Origin of the sequence: Methylobacterium komagatae (genome assembly GCF_042661665.1) — a bacterium.
In the GTDB taxonomy this organism is placed as follows: Bacteria; Pseudomonadota; Alphaproteobacteria; order Rhizobiales; family Beijerinckiaceae; genus Methylobacterium; species Methylobacterium komagatae.
In genome coordinates this window covers 4875741-4895000 of record NZ_JBHSWN010000001.1, presented here as the reverse complement: position 1 = coordinate 4895000, position 19260 = coordinate 4875741, and the positions used below count along the sequence as shown (strand labels likewise).

17 protein-coding genes and 2 pseudogenes (1 of these 19 cut by a window edge) are annotated in these 19260 nt (G+C 67.1%); 8 read left to right on the top strand and 11 right to left on the bottom strand.

The genetic code is table 11. The features are described 5' to 3' along the window. On the top strand, positions 1–296 hold the 3' portion of the coding sequence (locus ACFQE0_RS24090) for a M23 family metallopeptidase (protein WP_378975674.1). Its footprint begins 1720 nt before the window's first position; only the last 296 of its 2016 coding nucleotides appear in the window; its start codon lies off the left edge, out of view; it ends in the stop codon at positions 294–296. A gap of 8 nt (positions 297–304) precedes the next feature. On the opposite strand, the gene gluQRS is transcribed toward ACFQE0_RS24090, so the two are convergent. Further along, on the bottom strand, positions 305–1156 hold the full coding sequence (gene gluQRS / locus ACFQE0_RS24085; protein ID WP_378974134.1) for a tRNA glutamyl-Q(34) synthetase GluQRS: 852 nt from the start codon (positions 1154–1156) through the stop codon (positions 305–307). Then, positions 1153–1425: a hypothetical protein gene (locus ACFQE0_RS24080; RefSeq protein ID WP_378974131.1), complete on the bottom strand. Its 273-nt coding sequence runs from the start codon at positions 1423–1425 to the stop codon at positions 1153–1155. Before ACFQE0_RS24080 ends, gluQRS begins: the two co-directional genes overlap by 4 nt. A 372-nt stretch (positions 1426–1797) precedes the next feature. Between ACFQE0_RS24080 and ACFQE0_RS24075 the strand changes: the two genes are divergently transcribed. The 3 genes from ACFQE0_RS24075 (at position 1798) to ACFQE0_RS24065 (ending at position 5196) form a co-directional block, all read left to right on the top strand. Next, positions 1798–2232, top strand: coding sequence for a Ros/MucR family transcriptional regulator (locus tag ACFQE0_RS24075; protein ID WP_378975672.1), 435 nt, complete (start codon positions 1798–1800; stop codon positions 2230–2232). Between the two features lie 118 nt (positions 2233–2350). Continuing rightward, positions 2351–3808 carry a Do family serine endopeptidase gene (locus ACFQE0_RS24070; protein WP_378974129.1) on the top strand — a complete coding sequence of 486 codons (1458 nt, stop codon included), beginning with the start codon at positions 2351–2353 and terminating at the stop codon, positions 3806–3808. Between the two features lie 113 nt (positions 3809–3921). Further along, the gene (locus ACFQE0_RS24065; RefSeq protein ID WP_378974126.1) at positions 3922–5196 is read left to right on the top strand and encodes a replication-associated recombination protein A; all 1275 of its coding nucleotides are present in this window, start codon (positions 3922–3924) and stop codon (positions 5194–5196) included. On the opposite strand, the gene ACFQE0_RS24060 is transcribed toward ACFQE0_RS24065, so the two are convergent. The 6 genes and pseudogenes from ACFQE0_RS24060 to ACFQE0_RS24035 form a co-directional block, all read right to left on the bottom strand. After that, the gene (locus ACFQE0_RS24060) at positions 5193–5333 is read right to left on the bottom strand and encodes a hypothetical protein (RefSeq protein WP_378974124.1); all 141 of its coding nucleotides are present in this window, start codon (positions 5331–5333) and stop codon (positions 5193–5195) included. The genes ACFQE0_RS24065 and ACFQE0_RS24060 overlap by 4 nt on opposite strands. Before the next feature lie 66 nt (positions 5334–5399). Then, a complete protein-coding gene (gene trmFO, locus ACFQE0_RS24055; protein WP_378974122.1) occupies positions 5400–6818 on the bottom strand; it encodes a methylenetetrahydrofolate--tRNA-(uracil(54)-C(5))-methyltransferase (FADH(2)-oxidizing) TrmFO in 1419 nt (472 codons plus the stop codon). An 81-nt stretch (positions 6819–6899) separates the two neighbouring features. Then, on the bottom strand, positions 6900–7046 hold the full coding sequence (locus ACFQE0_RS24050) for a DUF1127 domain-containing protein (RefSeq protein WP_243928606.1): 147 nt from the start codon (positions 7044–7046) through the stop codon (positions 6900–6902). Between the two features lie 270 nt (positions 7047–7316). Beyond that, positions 7317–7595, bottom strand: a complete 279-nt coding sequence (locus ACFQE0_RS24045; protein ID WP_378974119.1) for a GCG_CRPN prefix-to-repeats domain-containing protein — start codon at positions 7593–7595, stop codon at positions 7317–7319. 138 nt (positions 7596–7733) lie between these two features. Further along, positions 7734–8702, bottom strand: coding sequence for a S1C family serine protease (locus ACFQE0_RS24040; protein WP_378974117.1), 969 nt, complete (start codon positions 8700–8702; stop codon positions 7734–7736). Positions 8703–8955: 253 nt separating this feature from the next. After that, a pseudogene (locus tag ACFQE0_RS24035) lies at positions 8956–9929 on the bottom strand (transporter family protein). On the opposite strand from ACFQE0_RS24035, the gene ACFQE0_RS24030 reads away from it, so the two are divergent. Then, positions 9871–10197, top strand: coding sequence for a hypothetical protein (locus ACFQE0_RS24030; protein WP_378975769.1), 327 nt, complete (start codon positions 9871–9873; stop codon positions 10195–10197). The pseudogene ACFQE0_RS24035 and the gene ACFQE0_RS24030 overlap by 59 nt on opposite strands. Positions 10198–10418: 221 nt before the next feature. Here ACFQE0_RS24030 and uvrA read toward each other — a convergent pair whose 3' ends face one another. Continuing rightward, positions 10419–13493 (bottom strand): excinuclease ABC subunit UvrA, encoded by a 3075-nt coding sequence (uvrA, locus tag ACFQE0_RS24025; protein ID WP_378974114.1) that lies wholly within the window; start codon positions 13491–13493, stop codon positions 10419–10421. A 282-nt stretch (positions 13494–13775) separates the two neighbouring features. On the opposite strand from uvrA, the gene ACFQE0_RS24020 reads away from it, so the two are divergent. Then, positions 13776–14939, top strand: coding sequence for an MFS transporter (locus ACFQE0_RS24020; RefSeq protein ID WP_378974112.1), 1164 nt, complete (start codon positions 13776–13778; stop codon positions 14937–14939). 3 nt (positions 14940–14942) lie between these two features. On the opposite strand, the pseudogene ACFQE0_RS24015 reads toward ACFQE0_RS24020, so the two are convergent. Together ACFQE0_RS24015 and ACFQE0_RS24010 are read right to left on the bottom strand one after the other, a co-directional pair. Continuing rightward, positions 14943–15370 (bottom strand): annotated as a pseudogene (locus ACFQE0_RS24015) (cupin domain-containing protein). Positions 15371–15380: 10 nt separating this feature from the next. After that, on the bottom strand, positions 15381–16400 hold the full coding sequence (locus ACFQE0_RS24010; protein WP_378974109.1) for a zinc-binding alcohol dehydrogenase family protein: 1020 nt from the start codon (positions 16398–16400) through the stop codon (positions 15381–15383). Positions 16401–16497: 97 nt separating this feature from the next. Here ACFQE0_RS24010 and ACFQE0_RS24005 point away from each other — a divergent pair, with 97 nt between their 5' ends. Together ACFQE0_RS24005 and ACFQE0_RS24000 are read left to right on the top strand one after the other, a co-directional pair. Next, positions 16498–16857: a winged helix-turn-helix transcriptional regulator gene (locus ACFQE0_RS24005; RefSeq protein WP_378974107.1), complete on the top strand. Its 360-nt coding sequence runs from the start codon at positions 16498–16500 to the stop codon at positions 16855–16857. 97 nt (positions 16858–16954) lie between these two features. After that, positions 16955–19012: a methyl-accepting chemotaxis protein gene (locus ACFQE0_RS24000; RefSeq protein ID WP_378974106.1), complete on the top strand. Its 2058-nt coding sequence runs from the start codon at positions 16955–16957 to the stop codon at positions 19010–19012. Positions 19013–19260 lie beyond the last annotated feature (248 nt).

Here is a 19260-nt window from a genome sequence, read left to right as displayed (position 1 = left end):
CCTACAATCACATGTCGCGGTTCGCCCGCGGCATCACCGAAGGTGTGCGCGTCCGGCAGGGTCAGGTTATCGGCTATGTCGGCTCGACCGGCCTCTCCACCGGCGCTCACCTCCATTACGAGGTGATCATCAACGGACACTTCGTGGATCCGATGAAGATCCGCGTGCCCCGTGGCCGGGAATTGGACGGGCGGCTCCTCGCCGATTTCCGTCGCCAGCGCGAGCAAATCGAGGCGACGATGCAGAAGGGCAAGAGCGCCACGGCCATGGCCCAGCGCGACGCCTCCATTCGATAAGGTTTCGGTCAGAAACCGAGCCTCGCGCGGATCTCGCACGGAGTCGTGCCTGCCTCGCGCAAGAAGGCAAGGCTCGGTGAGCCACGCGACTTGGCGAGCTTCCGGCCCTCCTCATCCTCGATCAACCCGTGATGGTGGTAGCGAGGAGTGGGAAGGCCGAGAAGCCGTTGCAGCACCACGTGAAGCGCCGTCGCTGCTTCGAGATCAGCGCCACGTACCACGTGGGTGATGCCTTCCAGCGCGTCGTCATGGACCACCGCGAGATGGTAACTCGTCGGGACGTCCCGACGTGCGATCACCGCGTCGCCCCACGGGGCCGGATCGACCGGACACCACCGCTCGTCTCCCCGCTCGAAGGCGAAGAAGCCGAGCTCGTCCGAAGCCTGGGCTTGGGGGAGGGCGCGTGCCATGTCGAGCCGCCAGGTATGCGGCTCGCCGCGCTCACGCCGCGCCTCTGTTTCGCGCGGATCAAGGCTGCGGCAGGTCCCTGGATAGAGCGGGGCGCCATCCGGATCGCACGCGCAGGATCGTGCCCGTATTTCGCTGCGGGAACAGAAGCAGGGATAGGCGAAATCCGCAGCGGCGAGCTGATCGCGAGCTGCCCGATATTCACTCATATGCTGGGATTGTTGGCGCACGGGCTGCCGGTAACTGAGCCCGAGCCATGCCAGATCGCTGACGATTCCGTGCGTGAATTCGGCTCTGGAACGCGCCGGATCGATGTCTTCGATCCGCAATAGGCATAGGCCGCCAAGATCAGACGCGATGCGTGCGTTCAGGAGAGCAGAATAGGCGTGGCCGAGGTGAAGGCGCCCGTTCGGGCTTGGCGCGAATCGCAGCCGTGCGGACGCGCCGCTCACCCGTCGTTGCGGATCAGACAGCGCTCGCCACTCGGCACGCAGGCAATGCCCGGGAGCGAGCACGCGATGCCCTCCGGCCGACGCGAGCAGACCTGACACCCATCCGACCACTCGATGCAGGTGGGATCGTCCGCCACCTTCACGCTGGACGAGGGATGGGATGACGGGGCCAAAGCCCCGATCACGACGGTCGCCGTCACCACGACGGCAATGCCGATCAGGGCAAGGCGCTCCGTCGATGTGTTCGATCGAATGGACGTTTGCGACATGCGCCTTGTTCGCGTGCGCGGGCCCATCCTGTCAACGCGGTGTGGGCCGCCTCATAGCCACCCTTCATGACAGAGTATGTAGCAAGATACGAATTCATTCAAGACAGATAATCTGTCTCATGCGCCAAATTCTGTCATGCCAGACATTATTGAGTGCCGCGAATTTTACTTGCTTACACAATTACAAATTGATCTAAGCGCCCAATACGGATATCTTGCCAACTGAGGCGGACGTAAGCGCCTTAACGTGTCAAAATTTTTGATTGAACCTCAAAAGTAGCGCACGTGTGAATTGAGTTAGCTGTCTCTGCGCGCTATACGGCCATCGAGAGTGATTTGTGAGCCGTTTCCTTCCACGATGGACGAAGAATGATGTCTTCCACGTTCGATGATCGCCTCTTGTCGCTGACCGCCGGCATCGTCACGGCTTACGTCAGCAACAACCACATCCAGCCATCGGACGTGCCGGAGGTCCTGACGAACATCTACCGGACGATGTGGGACATCGAGAGCAAGCGAAAGCCGGTCGAGCTTCCGCCCAAGCTCACCCCGCAGGAGATCGACCGCTCAATCACCACGGACTTCCTGATCTCGTTCGAGGACGGCAAACCCTACAAGACGCTGCGTCGCCACCTCGCGATGCAGGGTCTCACGCCGGATGAATACCGCGCCAAGTGGGGTCTCGGCTCCGATTACCCCATGACCGCGCCGTCCTATTCCAAGCGCCGCTCGGAACTCGCCCGCGCGCTCGGTCTCGGAAAGATGCACCGCGTGCCTGCCGTCCGGATCCCCACCGCCGCTGAATGACGGAAACGACGGCGCATCGGCGAAGGTGTCGCGCGCCTGCCTTAATCGGCTCCGATAGGCTCCTCGAGACAATCCCCGCCCGGCCCAGCCGGCGGGGGCCTCGCCTCCGGAGCCACGCATGACGACCCGCCTGCCCCTTGCCGCGCTCTTCGCCGCGATCCTCTGCGGCACCGCCTCCGCCCAGATGGCGCGGACCGAGCCGCAGGAAGGGCCGGGCAAGGAAACTGGTAGCAAGCAGGTTCCGCTCAGCCGGGGGGAGATCCAGCTCTCCTTCGCGCCGGTGGTGAAGCGGGCGGCGCCCTCGGTGGTGAACGTCTACGCCTCGCATGTCGACAAGCGCTCGAACGCGCGCGCCAGTGCGATGGACGAGTTCATGCGCCGCTTCTTCGGCGAGCCGGATGGCGGGCGCGGGCCGCGCGGCGACCGGGCGCAGAAATCCCTCGGTTCGGGCGTGCTCGTGGACGGGTCCGGCCTCGTCATCACCAACGCCCACGTCATCGACAACATGAACGAGGTTCGCGTCGCGCTCTCCGACCGGCGGGAGTTCGAAGCCTCGATCGTCCTTCGCGACAGCCGCACCGACCTCGCGGTGATCCGTATCAAGCAGCCGCCCGCCGGACTGGCCCCGATGCCCTTCGGCGATGCCGACAAGCTCGAGGTCGGCGACTTCGTGATGGCGATCGGCAACCCGTTCGGCGTCGGCCAGACGGTGACCCAGGGCATCGTTTCGGCGCTGGCGCGCACGCAGGTCGGCTCGGCCGATTACCAGTACTTCATCCAGACCGATGCCGCGATCAATCCGGGTAATTCCGGCGGCGCGCTGGTCAACCTGCAGGGCCAACTCGTCGGCATCAACACCGCGATCTATTCGCAATCGGGTGGCAGCCACGGCATCGGGTTCGCCATTCCGGTCAGCATGGTGAAGGCCGTGGTGACTGCCGCCAAGGACGGGCAGACGGTGGTGCGCCGCCCCTGGCTCGGCGCGCGAATTCAGAACGTCACGCCCGACATCGCCGACAGCATGGGCCTCGACCATCCGACCGGCGTGCTCGTCGCGAGCCTCCAGGCCAAGAGTCCGGCCGAGGAATCGGGCCTCAAGCGCGGTGACCTGATCCTGACGATCGACGGACAGGTCGTCGATGACCCGGAGGCGTTCGGCTATCGCTTCGCCCTGAAGGGCACGAGCGGCCAGACCAAGCTCGGCATCCTGCGCGGCACTACCCGCCAGTCGGTGATGGTGAAGCTTATCACCGCGCCGGAGACCCGGCCGCGCGAGTCCCTGAAGGTGCGCGCCCGCTCGCCCTTCATGGGCGCGAGTTTCGTGAACACCTCGCCTGCCGTCGCGGAAGATCTGCAGGTGGACTTCCCCACCGAGGGCGTGGCGGTCGAGGCGGTGGACGAGGGCTCTATCGCCGCTCGCGCCGGGCTGCAGAAGGGCGACATCGTGGTAGCCGTGAACGGCCTGCCCATCGCCACGACCAAGGATCTCGACCGCGTGACGCGCACCACGCCCGGTGCCTGGGAGATCGTCATCAACCGCGGCGGCGAGGTCATGACCTCGATCTTCAGCGGTTGATCCCGGCGCGGGGCGCTTGCGCAGGGCGGTGCCGAGGGTGTTGATGCCCCCATGCCTGATCTCTTCGGTTCGGCCGAGCCCGCCCCGCCGCAAGCCCCCCGCCCGAAACCGGCGTGAACCGCCCGCTGGCCGACAGGCTGCGTCCGCGCACCCTGGATGAGGTCGTGGGCCAGGAGCACCTGACCGGGGAGGGCGGCGCCCTCACCCGCCTGCTCCGCGGGCGCAACCTCGGCTCGCTGATCTTCTGGGGACCGCCCGGCACCGGCAAGACCACGGTGGCGCGCCTGCTGGCCCATGCGACGGACCTGCATTTCGAGCAGATCTCCGCGATTTTCTCGGGCGTGCCCGACCTGCGGAAAGTGTTCGAGGCGGCCCGCAAGCGGCGGGCGCAGGGGCAGGCGACCCTGCTCTTCGTGGACGAGATCCATCGCTTCAACCGCGCTCAGCTCGATGCCTTCCTGCCCGTGATGGAGGACGGCACGGTGACGCTGATCGGCGCCACCACCGAGAACCCGTCATTCGAGTTGAACGCGGCTCTCCTCTCCCGTGCGCGGGTGCTGCTGTTCCGCGCCCTCGACCCCGGCGCGATCGCCCGCCTTCTGGCACGAGCCGAAGACCTGACCGGGCAGGCGCTGCCGCTGACGGAGGAGGCGAGGGGCGTCCTCGTCCGCATGGCCGATGGTGATGGACGGGCCGCCCTCACCCTGGCCGAGGAAGTCTGGCGTTCGGCCGCGCCCGGAGAGACCTTCGACGCCGACGCCTTGCAAAGGATCGTGCAGCGCCGTGCGCCCGTCTACGACAAGGCGCAGGAGGGCCACTACAATCTGATCTCCGCGCTCCATAAGACGGTGCGCGGCTCGGACCCGGATGCCGCGCTCTATTACCTCTGCCGGATGCTCGATGCCGGCGAAGACCGCCTGTTCATCGCGCGACGCCTCGTGCGCATGGCGGTGGAGGATATCGGACTCGCCGATCCCCAGGCCCTCGTCATCGCCAACGCGGCCAAGGACGCTTTTGACTTCCTCGGCAGCCCCGAGGGCGAGTTGGCCCTTGCCCAGGTGGCGATCTACCTCGCCTGCGCCCCCAAATCGAATGCGGTCTACACCGCGTACAAGGCCGCGACGCGGCTCGCCAAGGAGGCGGGATCGCTGCCACCGCCGCGCGTGATCCTCAACGCGCCGACCAAGCTGATGAAGAAGGTCGGCTATGGCGAGGGCTATCGCTACGACCACGACCAGCCGGATGCTTTCTCCGGCCAGGATTACTGGCCCGAGGCTCTGGGCCGCCAACACCTCTACGAGCCGACAGAGCGCGGCTACGAGATCCGGCTCGCGGAACGCCTCGCCCGCTGGGAGGATCTGCGCCGGGCGAGGCGCGAGGAGGGCTAATCGCCCCCGTCGGAGATCGACGCGAAGGCGGCGGCCAGGGCGTCGGCCTCCGCTTCACTGAGATCGCTGATGTACAGATAGTCGCCGACGAAGAGCGTCCAGACGCCATCGTAGGTCGTTTGCTTGCGGATCCGCATGAGTCGGGGCTCCCGCACGTCTCATGCTCCAACGCGGAGCTGTGCCCCGCGTTGCAAGGTTTGGTCCTATTCGGCCGCGGCCTGCACCGGTTGTTCGCCCGCCATCCAGGCAACGAGATGCTCCCGTGCCCGGTCGGTGAGGGCGCGCTTCTTCAAAGCCGCCTTTTCCGGCCCCCGAAGGCGGCGCCCTGCCTCGCCGCGCGGCATCCGCTCGAGGGGCGGGAACAGCCCGAAATTGACGTTCATCGGTTGGAACGAGCGCGGCCCGCTACCACCCTCCTCTGCGGAGACGTGTCCGCCGGTGATGTGCGCGATGAGCGCACCGAGGGCCGTGGTCTGCGGCAGGGGCGCCAGCGGCGCGGAGGCAGCCTCGGCCACGGCGAAGCGACCGGCCATCAGGCCCACCGCGGCGCTCTCGACATAGCCCTCGCAACCCGTGATCTGCCCGGCGAAGCGCAGGGCCGGGCGGGCTTTCAGGCGCAAGGTCGCGTCGAGGAGGCGAGGCGAGTCGAGATAGGTGTTGCGGTGCAGGCCGCCGAGCCGGGCGAACTCGGCCTTCTCCAGGCCGGGGATGGTGCGGAAGATCCGCACCTGCTCCGAATAGGTCAGCTTCGTCTGGAAGCCGACCATGTTGTAGAGCGTCCCCAATGCATTGTCCTGACGCAGCTGGACGATGGCACAAGGCTTCCTGTCCGGCGCGCGGGGATTGGTGAGGCCGACAGGCTTCATCGGTCCGTGCCGCAGGGTCTCGGGGCCGCGCTCCGCCATGACCTCGATGGGCAGGCACCCGTCGAAATAAGGCGTGCCCTCCCATTGCTTGAAGCCGATCTTCTCGCCGCCCACGAGGGCCGCGACGAAGGCATCGTACTGCTCCCGATCCATCGGGCAGTTCAGATAATCGGCGCCCGTGCCGCCGGGCCCCGGCTTGTCGTAGCGCGACTGGAACCACGCCACGTCCATATCGATGGACTCTCGGTGGACGATGGGCGCGATGGCATCGAAGAAGGCCAGCGACTCGGCCCCCGTGAGCTCACGGATGCTCTCGGCGAGGCCGGGGGCGGTGAGGGGGCCCGTCGCGACGATGCACGGCCCCCATTCCTCCGGCGGCAACCCGGAGATCTCCTCGCGCATGATGGTGACGTTGGGGTGGTTCTCCAGCGCGGCGGTGACGGCGGCCGAGAACCCCTCGCGGTCCACCGCCAGCGCCCCGCCCGCCGGGACCTGATGCGCGTCGGCGGCCCGCATGATCAGCGAGCCGAGGGTGCGCATCTCCTGATGCAGCAGCCCCACGGCGTTGCCGTGCGCATCGTCCGAGCGGAAGGAGTTAGAGCAGACGAGTTCCGCCAGCCCCTCGCCCTGGTGGGCTTCCGTCCCGCGCACGGGACGCATCTCATGGAGGACGGCACGATGACCGGATTCGGCGATCTGCCAGGCGGCTTCGGATCCGGCGAGACCGCCGCCGACGATATGGATGGTTTGCGTCATGCCCGAAAATAACGGAGGGCCGCCACCCGGATCAACGGGGGACGGCCCTTTGGCAGTCAGACGGGCGTGAACCCGGAAAGATCAGGAGCGCGCGATGCCCGGGATGTCGGTGCGGTTGATGCCGAGGTCGGCAAGATCGCGATCCGACAGGCGCGAGAGCTGGGACACCGTATCGCGGTAACGGAGGTAGGCGCGGACACGGGACAGAACGCTGCGAGCGGCAGACATGGTACAAATGGCCTCTGATGAGGCAGACGGTGCCGAAAGGTGGTGCACCGCTGCCCGTTGTTGATGCAATGCACATATAGACCTGCCGCGGCGCAGCGGGAGAGCAAAGGCCAAGCACCAGCCCTGCGGCACGGGCATACGTCGCTTAAGACATCGGCAACTTTGGGCGGTGGCTATTCAATAGACGCATGTGGTGGCCTGTACCGGGAAGGAAAAAGGCGCCCCACCGTGTAGCGGGACGCCTTTTGCTATTCGCAGTCGCGAAATGGCTTAGTAGAAGGGGCGCGGGCCGTAATAACCGTAGCCATAGGGCCGGTAGATCGGCCGCGGACGAGCATAACCGTAGCCATAGACCGGGACTGGGCGGCGCCAATACGGGCGTGGGCCGTAGTTCGGTCGGCAATAGCCCCAGGGGTTCGGGTGGAAGCCGGGGCCGCAGCCGCCGGCCGCCTCGGCCGAGCCCCCGAAGGCCACACCGCCGACGAGCGCCGCAGCCAGTATCATCGGCTTGATGAGGGTTTTCGTGCGAATGGCGCTCACGATTGCCATGCGAGAATCTCCATCGTTTCCCAGCGCCCAGGCGCTGGTTCGAGGGAGAGAATCGCCCCGGCGACCTGAACGGACCCTGAGATTACGGTTGTAAAATTTGCAGTCTCGCGGCGATTTATCGGCAGGGTTGTGGCGCCTTCAGTGAACGGAGGGCGTGCGCAGGAAGGCATGCCGGTCGCCCGAGACGACCGTGAGCAGGACGTTGCGCCCGTCGCGCTTGATCGTGAGGGGAATGCGCGCCCCGGCCTCGCCAAGTGCCCAGATCGCACGGAACAGGGCCGCGAGATCCGAGATCGGCTCCCCGGCCACGGCCGTGATCACGTCGCCCCCCTGGAGGCCGGCGCCCTCGGCGGGACCGCCATCGGCCAACCCCATCACGACGATGCCCTCCTCGCTCTCGGTCGCGTAAAGCCCGAGCCACGGGCGCGGTGCAGCATCCGCCCGGCCGCGCGTACGCAGGTCATCGAGGATGGGCGGCAGGAGATCGATCGGGATGATCATGTTGATCGCCCGGCCCGCCGCGCTGCCGCCCTGCTGCAATTGCAGGGAGCCGATGCCGAGGAGGTCGCCCTTCGGGCCGATGAGTGCGGTGCCGCCCCAATGCGGGTGCGATGGCGCCGTGAACAGGGCCTCGTCCAGGACGTACTCCCAGTAGCCTGCGAATTCCTGCCGGGCGACCAGTTCGACGGCGACGCTGTGGGCTCGCCCGCCCCCGCCCGCGAGCACAGCCCGGTCTCCGACCTTGAACGAAGCCGAGCGGCCGAGCCGCAGGACTGGCGTGCCGAGATCACCCAGTGCCTGGACGAGACCGAACCCCGTGGCGGCATCGAAGCCGAGGACATGGCCCGGCACGGAGCGCCCGTCGCGGGTGGTCAACCAGACGCTGTCGGCCTCCATGATGAGATAGCCGACGGTGAGGACGAGGCCGTCCTCACCGATCACCACGCCGTTGCCCGCCCGCTCCGTGCCCAGCGTCTCGGCCGTGAATCCATCCTCCGGCACGCGGGTCGAGAGGGACAGGACCGCGCCGATGGCCCGGTCGAGATCATACGTGTAGTCGGCGGCCTTCGGCTGAACCTGAACCGGGATCTTGCGTTCGCCCTGCATTTCGGCGCCCCTTGGCCTCGCACAACCGTCGGCCCCGCAGGGGTGCCGAGTCTTCCTGGAAAGAGCAATAAATAGGCGAGCCGGGGCGCGCCGACACCCGCCACGGGCGCCGGGATGACATATCGGGACGCCTTGCCGAGACGAGTTGGTGAGGGGGACCGCCTGAAACGACGAACGCCCGGCCTCCAGGGGAGGCCGGGCGTCGGGAAGACCGGGGGATGCGGCGTCTTGGACGCCGCATCCGGATCCGTTCTCAGTACTTGCGGACCAGCGGAGCCGGGACCGGAGCAGCGGCAGCAGCCGGGCTGTAGAGCGGGATGATGAAGCGCACCCAGCCGTCGGTCGAGTAGTTGTCGCGGACGCGGCCGCCGAGCGACACGTACTGCGAGGCGGTCACGACGTCGCGGGCGACGTAGGCCTGGACCTTGAACACCTTGAAGTCGTAGCCGACGAGACCGCCGAGGGCGAAGCGACCGCGGTTGCCGAAGGCAGCGCTGCCCGGACCGATGTCGAAGTTGTAGGTGCCGTAGCCGACGGCGCCGATTTCGAAGTTGCCGAAGGTCTTCGTGGCCGTGAGGTCGAAGTTCAGGGCGTCCGAGAGGCGGATCGGGCCGATGGCGGCGCCGACGCGGCCATCGAAGCGGCCGGGGCTGTCGTAGAAGTTGGCGGTCAGGTTGGCGGTGATGTTCCAGCCGTCACCCGTGTAGCTGCCGGCAACGCCCATGCGGTAGGTGTTGGACGAGAGCTGCGGCAGGATCGGGGTGCCGGCGAGGCCGATGCCCAGCGAACCACGGTCGCCGTTCAGGTCGTTGAGGTACACGCCGCCGAGCAAGCTGACGCCGAAGTTGCCACCCAGGTCGAACGCCCAGATGCCGCCGACGAACGTGCCGACGTTGATCGAGATGTCGCGGTTGGCGACGCCGGCCTGGTTACGGGTGAACACGAACACGGTCGGGGGAGCAACGAGGAGCCGATGCGGCCGCCGAACGGCACCAGCGGGGTCGACCACACGAGCACCGGGATGTTGACGGCGGTGTCCGGCGAGAACGGCGCGTCGGTGCGGCGGTAGGTGAAGGTGTTCAGGGCGTAGATGCCCTCCGGGAGCGGCGCGCCGATGGCGAGGCCGACCTGCTCACCGGGAACAGTGGTGCTCTGCGCGTGAGCGATCGTGGACGTCATTCCGACCGAGAGCGCGACCGCGCCGGCCGCGAGCCAGTTCTTCATCATTATGTTGGTCCTTCCCAAGGTCTCTGGCTTCCGTCCCGCTTTCGGCAATACCGTGCCGGTCATATCCGCCATGGGCGGTCGCCGTTCGGTCACTGCCGAGCGCCCCCACGGAGCCGCCCCGTCTCAACGATTGGGACTATTCTACAAAGACCTCCGGAAAGACAGTGCAATGCTTGCCGGTTTGGCACATCCAGACCAACCGTTGCGCAAAAGCCGCATTTTTGCCGCGGCGCAACACAAATGCGGCACGGGCCGATCGGCAAAATAATGTTGAATGGCCAAGCTGTTGTCACCGGCCAAGCCGGGATGAACCGGCAATTCCGGCTGCTGGCTTAAACCGCGCCGCCGAACCTGCGGGAAGCCTCCGGGCACCATCCAGCGACGGAATCGGACCGGCACTCAGGCATGTACAGGTCGAATCATGCCGCTACCGCAGGCGCTTTGCCCGTCGGACCGGCAAATTTTGCCGGTCCGCTTCGCAGGTGATTCCTAGGACGCGGCCTTTCTGCGGGCCGACGGCTTGGCCGAGGCCTTTTCCGCCGGTTTGGACGAGCGACGCTGAAGCACCTCGCGCAGGAACCGGCCGGTATGGCTTACCTCGGACGAAGCAATCTCTTCAGGCACGCCTACAGCGACCACTTGCCCGCCCCCATCGCCGCCCTCAGGGCCCATATCGATCACCCAATCGGCCGTCTTGATGACTTCCAAGTTGTGCTCGATGACGACGACAGTATTTCCCTGATCAACCAACTCGTGCAGGACTTCCATCAGCTTCGCGACGTCATGGAAGTGAAGACCCGTGGTCGGCTCGTCGAGGATGTACAAGGTCCGGCCGGTCGCTCGCTTGGACAGCTCCTTCGAGAGCTTCACGCGCTGCGCCTCACCGCCGGAAAGTGTAGTCGCCTGTTGGCCGACACGGACATAATGCAGGCCGACGCGCTTCAAGGTTTCGAGCTTATCGCGGATCGACGGCACCGCCTTGAAGAGTTCGGCCGCTTCCTCGACCGTCATGTCGAGAACATCGGCGATCGACTTCTCGCGGTACTTCACTTCCAGCGTTTCGCGGTCGTAACGCTTACCCTTGCACACATCGCAGGTGACGTAGACATCCGGCAGGAAGTGCATCTCGATCTTGATGACGCCATCGCCGGAACAGGCCTCGCAGCGGCCGCCCTTTACGTTGAAGGAGAAGCGGCCCGGCTGGTAGCCGCGCGCCTTCGCCTCGGGGAGCCCGGCGAACCAATCGCGGATTGGTGTGAAGGCGCCGATATAGGTGGCAGGGTTTGAGCGCGGGGTCCGGCCGATGGGCGACTGGTCGATGTCGATGACCTTGTCGAGGTGCTCCAATCCCTCGATCCGCCCGTGGGATGCCGGGTGCTCCACGGCGCCGTTCAGCTTCTTTGCCACCGCCTTGTAGAGTGTGTCGATGACGAGGGTGGACTTGCCGCCGCCCGAGACGCCCGTGACGCAGGTGAAGGTCCCGAGCGGGATCGCGATGTCCACGTCCTTCAGGTTGTTGCCGCGCGCGCCGAACACCTGGAGCGTGCCCTTCCGGCTCTTCCGCCGGGCGCTCGGCATGCGCACCGCCATTTCGCCGGTGAGGTACTTCGCGGTGAGAGAGGCCGGATGCGCCAGCACCTCGGCGGGTGTTCCCTGAGCGATGATCTTGCCCCCGTGGATGCCCGCGCCGGGGCCGACATCGACCACGTAATCGGCCTGCAGGATCGCATCCTCGTCGTGCTCTACGACGATCACCGAGTTGCCGAGGTCGCGCAGGCGCTTCAGCGTGCCGAGCAGCCGCTCGTTATCCCGCTGGTGCAGGCCGATGGACGGCTCGTCCAGCACGTAGAGCACGCCCGTCAGCCCTGAGCCGATCTGGCTCGCCAGCCGGATGCGCTGGCTCTCACCACCGGAGAGCGAGCCCGAGCCGCGGGCGAGGGTGAGATATTCGAGGCCGACATCCATCAGGAAGCTCAGCCGATCCCGGATCTCCTTGAGGATGCGAACGGCGATCTCGTTCTGCTTGGCGGTCAGCTTCTCCGGGAGGTCCGCGAACCATTGGTGCGCCTTGCTCACCGACAGGCCGGTCACCTCGGCGATGTCGTGCATCGCCACTTTCACCGCCAGCGCCTCGGGCTTGAGCCGCTTGCCCTCGCATGCCGCACAGGGCGTCTCGCTCATGAAGCGCCCGATCTCCTCGCGCACCGCGTCGGAGTCACTCTCCTTGTAGCGGCGCTCCAGGTTCGGGATCACGCCCTCGAACGGCTTGTTGACCGAATACCGGCGCAGGCCATCGTCGTAATAGAAGCGGATCGGCTCCCGCCCGGAACCGTGCAGCACCACGGCCCGGTCGGCCTCCCTCAGCTTGCCCCACGGGGTGGTGGTCTCGAAACCGAAATGGGCCGAGAGCGCATCGAGCGTCTGCCCGTAATAGGGCGAGGTCGACTTCGCCCAGGGCGCCACCGCCCCGCGCTTCAGGCTCAAGCCGGGATCGGAGATGACGAGTTCGGGATCGATCCGCATCTCATGGCCGATGCCGCTACAGGTGGGGCAGGCGCCGAACGGGTTGTTGAACGAGAACAGGCGCGGCTCGATCTCGGCGATGGTGAAGCCGGAGACGGGGCAGGCGAAGCGCGAGGAGAAGGTGATCGACTGCGCCTCCTCGCCCTCCGCGACATCGGCGAAGACGATCTCCGCGATGCCGTCCGCGAGGTCGAGGGCGGTTTCAAAGGAATCCGCGAGACGCGAGGCGATGTCGTCCCGCACCACGATGCGGTCCACTACCACGTCGATGTCGTGCTTCAGTTTCTTGTCGAGCTTGGGCGCATCGTCGATGGCGTAGAACTCGCCGTCGATCCGAAGACGCTGGAAGCCCTTCTTCTGGAACTCCGCGATCTCCTTGCGATATTCGCCCTTACGACCGCGGACCACCGGAGCGAGCAGATAGAGGCGGGTCTTCTCCGGCAGGGCGAGAACCCGGTCGACCATCTGGCTGACGGTCTGGCTCTCGATGGGCAGGCCCGTGGCGGGAGAGTAGGGGATGCCGACCCGCGCCCAGAGCAGACGCATGTAGTCGTAGATCTCGGTGACAGTGCCGACCGTCGAGCGCGGATTCTTCGAGGTGGTCTTCTGCTCGATGGAGATGGCCGGAGACAGCCCGTCGATCTGATCGACATCGGGCTTGGCCATCATCTCGAGGAACTGACGGGCATAGGCCGACAGCGACTCGACATAGCGGCGCTGCCCCTCGGCATAGATCGTGTCGAAGGCCAGCGACGACTTGCCCGAGCCGGACAGGCCCGTGAACACCACCAGCCGGTCCCGGGGGATCGTCAGGTCGACGTTCTTCAGGTTGTGCTCGCGGGCACCGCGCACGGAGATGACCCGTGAGTCCCGCGCCGCGGGCCCGGCCGAGTCGAACAGCTTCTCCAGCTTGGCGTCGATCGCCGCCTCGGCCTTCACCGACTCGCGGGGAGGCGCCTTCACCGTGCTCTTCCGCGCCGCAGGGCGGGAAGTGTCGGTTTCGGCGGCCTGCTTCTGGGCTCCGGCACGGGCTCTGGCCATGAGGGCGGCGGTCTTTCGAGGCGTCGACGCGGAAGGGGACAGCGTCCGGCGAACCGGCCGCGACACCGGCTCATGTCGATCCCCGCAGGCCGATGGCAAGGTGCGGCGTTCCGATGGCGGACCCGTCCCCGCGGGAGCTTGCTAGAACGAAAAGGGTACGCGGGCAACCGTGAAAGCCGCATTCGTCGGCACGCAAGGCAGACGGGCGCGTGCCCGCATTGCCGGGAGTTTGGCCACGGCCCACCTAGGCCGGGTCTCTCCGAATCGCGAAAAACGGTGCCGATGCCCGCTCTCTCCGCGACCGACGCCCCTCCCGCCCATGTCCATCGTCATCGCGCGGAAGTCTGGTCCACCCGCTTTCTCTTCCTGATCGTCGGACTCGGCACCGCCGCCTGGGCGCCACTGGTGCCTCATGTGAAGGCGCAGGCGGCGTTGGGCGAGGCGCAACTCGGCCTGCTGCTCCTCTGCCTCGGCATCGGCTCGATCGCGGCGATGCCGCTAGCCGGGGCGGCTGCGGCGAAGATCGGGCTGCGCCCGGTGCTGATGGCCGGAACGGCGGCGATCAGCCTCGCCCTGCCGGTGCTCGCGCATGCCAATTCCGTGGCTGTGCTCGCACCCGTCTTGCTGCTGTTCGGCGCCGGGATGGGAGCGATCGATTGCGGCATGAACCTCCAGGCCGTCGCCGTCGAGAAGGCGAGCGGACGTCCCATGATGTCGGGCTTCCACGGGCTCTACAGCCTCGGCAGCCTCGTCGGGGCGCTGGCGGCCGGGGCGCTGCTCTTCGCAGGCCTCGGCATCGACTTGACGACATGGCTCGCGGTCGCGGCCATCGCGCTCCTGTTCGCCGCCTCCTGGCCCGGCATCCTGGCACGCACCACGACGGCGGGTGGCCCGGCCTTCGCCCTTCCACGCGGGACGGTACTGGTCATCGGCATCCTGTGCTGCATCGTGTTCCTGACCGAGGGCTCCGTTCTCGACTGGAGCGCCGTGTTCCTGGCGCAGGATCGCGGGCTCGACCCGGCGCGGGCGACCCTCGGCTACGCGGCCTTCTCGGTGACGATGACGGCGGGACGGCTGGCGGGAGACTGGATCGTCGCCCGGCTCGGGCGCTCGCCCGTCGTCGTGCTCGGCGGGCTTTGCGCCGCCGCCGGGCTCGCGCTTTCCGTCCTCGTCCCGGCCTGGGAGGCGGCGCTTGCGGGCTACGCCCTGATCGGCGCGGGCTGCGCCAACATCGTGCCGGTGCTCTTCACCGCAGCCGGTCGGCAGGACGCGATGCCGGCGAGCGTCGCCGTGCCCGCCGTCACGACCTTCGGTTATGCGGGCGTGCTGGCCGGGCCGGCGCTGATCGGCTTCATCGCGCAAGCGACGAGCCTGCCCTTCGCGTTCCTGACGGTCGCCGTGCTGCTTGTGGGCGTGGCAGCGGCCGGGCGGGTGCTCCGTTTCTGAGCCTCACCCGTCGGCGTTGCGAGCCATGAAGGTCGCCGGGCTGCCATCCTCCTCGTTGACGAAGACAATGTCGGTCGGCTCCCGGCGGGGGTATCGATCGACAGGAATACGACTGGCTCACCGGGCTCGATCTCCGGCATGGCATGAACGGTGCCCTTCTCGAAGAACAGCAACTGCCCCGCCGCGAAGGGCGCGACCGCTGCCGGGTCGCGCATCCAGAACGTGCCCCGGCCGGAGAGGCAATACAGGTACTCGTCGCAGGTCCGGTGAAAATGCGGCGGGGTCGGCCGGTACACCCGGAAGACCCGCGCGCTCGCGGCGGGACGGTCGGTCAGGTAGGTGTCGACCAGCAGGGTCGCCGCGCTCGGCGGCAGGGCGGCAGCGATGGCTGCCACGTCGAAGATGCCGGTCCCGTCCGCCGCCTCACCCATCGGCCCCTCCCTACGCGCCGAAGCCTTCGAGGACGATCTTGCCCTTGGCCCGGCCCGACTCGATCAGTGCATGGGCCCGCTGGAGGTTCCGGGCGTCGATCTGTCCGTAATGCTCACCAAGCGTCGTGCGCAGGCGCCTGGCATCGACGAGGCGCGAGACCTCGTTGAGCAACCGCCCCTGCTCGGCGATGTCGGCGGTGCCGAACATCGAGCGCGTGAACATCAGTTCCCAGTGCAGGGACAGGCTCTTTCGCTTGAGGAGCGAGACATCGAGGCTGGCCGGGTCGTCGATCAGGGCGAGCCGGCCCTGAGGGGCGATCAACGCGACGATCTCAGGCAGGTGCAGGTCGGTGTTCGTCGTCGAGAAGACGAGGCCCGGCGCGCCGATCCCGAGGGCCGCCACCTCGGTGGAGAGCGGCTTCGCATGGTCCACCACATGATGGGCGCCGAGGTCACGGCACCATTGCGCCGTCTCCGGCCGCGAGGCCGTGGCGATCACGGTCAAGTCTGTGAGCTGGCGGGCGAGCTGGATCGCGATCGAGCCGACGCCTCCGGCACCGCCGACGATGAGCAGGGCTGGGGGAGCACCCGGGATGGGCTTGGCCACATCCAGACGGTCGAACAGGGTTTCCCAGGCCGTGATCGCCGTGAGAGGCAGGGCGGCGGATTGCGCCCAATCCAGGCTCTGCGGCTTGCGCCCGACGATGCGGGAATCGACACAGTGATATTCGGCATTCGTCCCTGCCCGGGTGATGTCGCCCGCGTAGAAGACAGCCTCCCCCACGGCGAACTCCGTCACCTCCGGCCCGATGGCGATCACGGACCCGGCCGCGTCCCAGCCCAGGATCTTGGCGCCGCCCGCCTCCGGCTCGGCTCTCCGCCGGACCTTCGTATCGACGGGGTTCACCGAGATCGCCTCGACCTTCACAAGCAGGTCGTGCGGGCCGGGCTCCGGCTGCGGCAGATCGAGATCGATCAGAGCCTCCGCATCGGTGATCGGCAGGGACTTGCGATATCCAACGGCGCGCATCGCGACCTCTCAAAACGAATGGCGATGTGATGCCGCTCGCCTTTCCCCCACGCAAGTACGCACATAAAAGGCTCATAGTGTCGAAAAGGATACCGTTATGCCCCGCACTCGCCGTCACCAGGGCAATTGCAGCCCCGGCTGCGCCGTCGAAGCGACGCTCCAGCTCATCGACGGCAAGTGGAAGGGCGTCATCCTTTATCACCTGCTCGAGGGAACACTGCGCTTCAACGAGATCCGGCGGCGGCTGACGAGCGTCACGCAACGTATGCTGACGACGCAGCTGCGTGAGCTGGAGTCGGATGGGCTCATCGCGCGGAAGGTTTACGCACAAGTCCCGCCCAAGGTGGAGTATAGTCTGACCGAGCGGGGACGCTCCCTGAAACCAGTCATTTCAGCCCTGAAGGCCTGGGGAGACTTGCACGCCGGTTCGGCCGATGATGTCGAGGTTGCCGCTTAATCAAGCAGTTTGCATAAACTACAGCCTGCCCTTCGCAACGGTATGTTTATCAACTTAAGTCAGCAATTAAGGCGCTGATCTTACTTGCGATTGCGCCATGGCTCTTCTTTCGACACTGCATTCCCGCATCCTCGCCGTTGCGCTCGCACCCTGTCTCGCTTTCGCGGGGGCGGCCGGTGTCATGGTCTCGGAACAATGGACACGCCGCGCCGAGATGGTGCGGGTCGAGGATCTCGTCGGGCTGGCCTCCCGGATCAGCGCCTTCGCTCACGAGGCACAACGGGAACGGGGCGCGTCGAGCCTCTTTCTTGCGGCCAAGGGCGCGCAGTTCGGGCCGGAATTGCAGGCACAGCGGTCGCGGACCGATGTCGCCCTGTCGGGCTTGAGCGATGCCGTCAGAGCCGGGGACTTCACCGCCATGGGCGGCACCGCTGCCTCTACCGCCAAAGACTTCATCGAACGGCTCGACGGGCTCAAAGCCCAACGCAAGGCGGTGGACGGCCTGTCCATCCCCGCACCCCAGGCGGCTGCCAGCTATACCGGCCTGATCGGCGCGGGTCTTAGCCTGGTGCGCGCCATGGGCGGCGCCATGGACGACGCCGCCATCGCATCCAAGGCGCGCTCCTACGCCAACTTCCTCATGATGAAGGAGGCGGCGGGCCAGGAGCGCGCAGCGGCCTCGGCGGTCTTCGCCTCCGGCCAATACGACCTCGCAGCAGCCAAGCGGATCACGACGCTGGCGGCGGACCAATCCACCTATGCGAAGCTGTTTCGAGCGTCTGCCACGCCCGAAATGAGTGGCGCCCTGGACGCGACCGAAACGAGCGCGCCCGCCCGCGACGTCGCCAAGCTGCGCGAGTCGATCCTGTCCCTCACACCCGGCGAGGCGCCCGCCTTCCGCGATGCACCGGTCTGGTTCAAGCTCGCGAGCCAGCGCATCGACGGGCTGAAGGGTGTCGAGGATCAGCTGACCGGCGAACTCACCGCGCAGGCGAGGAGCTTGCGCAGCGGGGCCGAGCGATTGCTCTGGTGGTGGATCGGCGGCGCGCTCGCGCTGCTGTCGCTTTCGGCCGGGATCGCCGTGGCCTTGGGCACCGCGATCAGCCGTCCGCTCACCCGCGTGGCGGGGGCGCTCACGGCCATCGGGCGGGGTGAGGCGGACGCGGAAACGGTGGTGCTGCCGGTCGGTGGCCCCCGCGAGTTGCGAGCGATCACCGGCGCGGCGATCGCCTTCCGCGAGAGTGTCGCCGAGCGCCGGACGGCGCGGGCTGCGCAGGAACGCATGGCCTCCGAACACGCCGCCGCTCAGCATGAGGCGGCACTCCTCCTTGCGGACGATTTCGAAGGCAAGGTCGGCGGGATCGTCGAGGCGGTGTCCGCCGCCGCGAGCCAGCTCGAATCCTCCGCCAACGGAATGGCGCAGGCCGCCCGCGACACGACCAACCTGACCCGCGCAGTCACCAACGCCTCCGCCTCGGCGGCCGGCACGGCGGATGCGGTCGCTGCCGCCACGGAGGAATTGTCGGTCTCGGTGCGCGAGATCGCCTCGCAGGTCGGCGCCTCGGCGGATCTCGCCGCCAAGGCGCAACGCAATGCGGACGGCGTGACCGAGGAGGTCCGCCGCCTCGCGGAAGCCGCCTCCAGCATCGGCGAGATCGTCGGCATGATCTCCAACGTCGCCTCCCAGACGAACCTGCTGGCACTCAATGCCACCATCGAGGCCGCACGCGCGGGCGAGGCGGGGCGGGGCTTCGCCGTGGTCGCGGCGGAGGTGAAGGAACTCGCTGCCCAAACCACCCGCGCCACCGAGGACATCACCGCCAAGGTCGCGGAGATCTCGAGCGCAACGGACGCCTCGGTGCGCTCCATCGGAGGGATCGCGGCCATGGTCCGCGACCTCGCGCGGATCGGCTCCGACATTGCCGCCATGGTGGAAGAGCAGGGCGCGGCGACCGCCGAGATCGCACGCACCACGGTGCAGACATCGCAGGATACCCGCGCGGTCTCGGGCCATGTGGCGGGCGTCGATGCCGCTGCTGCCACGGCGAGCCACGGCTCGGATCAGGTGCTCGCCGCCGCGGGGGATCTTTCGCGTCAGGCAGGTGCCCTGCGCGGAGCGGTCGCAGGGTTTCTTTCACAGGTACGAGCGGCCTGAAACCAAGCTTTGCCACAGAGTCGACTCATTTCGGGCATGGTCTGTACGGCCGGGGCCATGCCGATCGGCAAGGCCGTGGACAAAGGAACAGACGCGCCCCGGCGAGGCGCAGGCGAGACGTGGGGGGCGTCGAGCATGAACCGGACCGGACTTTGCCGCGCCAGCGGCCTTCGGGGCTGACGGCGCGATCCGCTTGCTGCACCCTTTCCGACTGCTTTCTCTTCCGCAGGGGATTGCCCGCGCGATCC

What these genes read in the sequence shown, in the direction of transcription:
- trmFO (WP_378974122.1), bottom strand. Translation starts at nt 6,818, where the DNA reads ATGACGCAAACCATCCATATCGTCGGCGGCGGTCTCGCCGGATCCGAA.
- ACFQE0_RS24040 (WP_378974117.1), bottom strand. Translation starts at nt 8,702, where the DNA reads ATGCAGGGCGAACGCAAGATCCCGGTTCAGGTTCAGCCGAAGGCCGCC.
- ACFQE0_RS24075 (WP_378975672.1), top strand. Translation starts at nt 1,798, where the DNA reads ATGTCTTCCACGTTCGATGATCGCCTCTTGTCGCTGACCGCCGGCATC.
- ACFQE0_RS24060 (WP_378974124.1), bottom strand. Translation starts at nt 5,333, where the DNA reads ATGCGGATCCGCAAGCAAACGACCTACGATGGCGTCTGGACGCTCTTC.
- ACFQE0_RS24070 (WP_378974129.1), top strand. Translation starts at nt 2,351, where the DNA reads ATGACGACCCGCCTGCCCCTTGCCGCGCTCTTCGCCGCGATCCTCTGC.
- ACFQE0_RS24080 (WP_378974131.1), bottom strand. Translation starts at nt 1,425, where the DNA reads ATGTCGCAAACGTCCATTCGATCGAACACATCGACGGAGCGCCTTGCC.
- ACFQE0_RS24010 (WP_378974109.1), bottom strand. Translation starts at nt 16,400, where the DNA reads ATGCGCGCCGTTGGATATCGCAAGTCCCTGCCGATCACCGATGCGGAG.
- ACFQE0_RS24005 (WP_378974107.1), top strand. Translation starts at nt 16,498, where the DNA reads ATGCCCCGCACTCGCCGTCACCAGGGCAATTGCAGCCCCGGCTGCGCC.
- ACFQE0_RS24050 (WP_243928606.1), bottom strand. Translation starts at nt 7,046, where the DNA reads ATGTCTGCCGCTCGCAGCGTTCTGTCCCGTGTCCGCGCCTACCTCCGT.
- ACFQE0_RS24045 (WP_378974119.1), bottom strand. Translation starts at nt 7,595, where the DNA reads ATGGCAATCGTGAGCGCCATTCGCACGAAAACCCTCATCAAGCCGATG.
- uvrA (WP_378974114.1), bottom strand. Translation starts at nt 13,493, where the DNA reads ATGGCCAGAGCCCGTGCCGGAGCCCAGAAGCAGGCCGCCGAAACCGAC.
- ACFQE0_RS24000 (WP_378974106.1), top strand. Translation starts at nt 16,955, where the DNA reads ATGGCTCTTCTTTCGACACTGCATTCCCGCATCCTCGCCGTTGCGCTC.
- ACFQE0_RS24020 (WP_378974112.1), top strand. Translation starts at nt 13,776, where the DNA reads ATGCCCGCTCTCTCCGCGACCGACGCCCCTCCCGCCCATGTCCATCGT.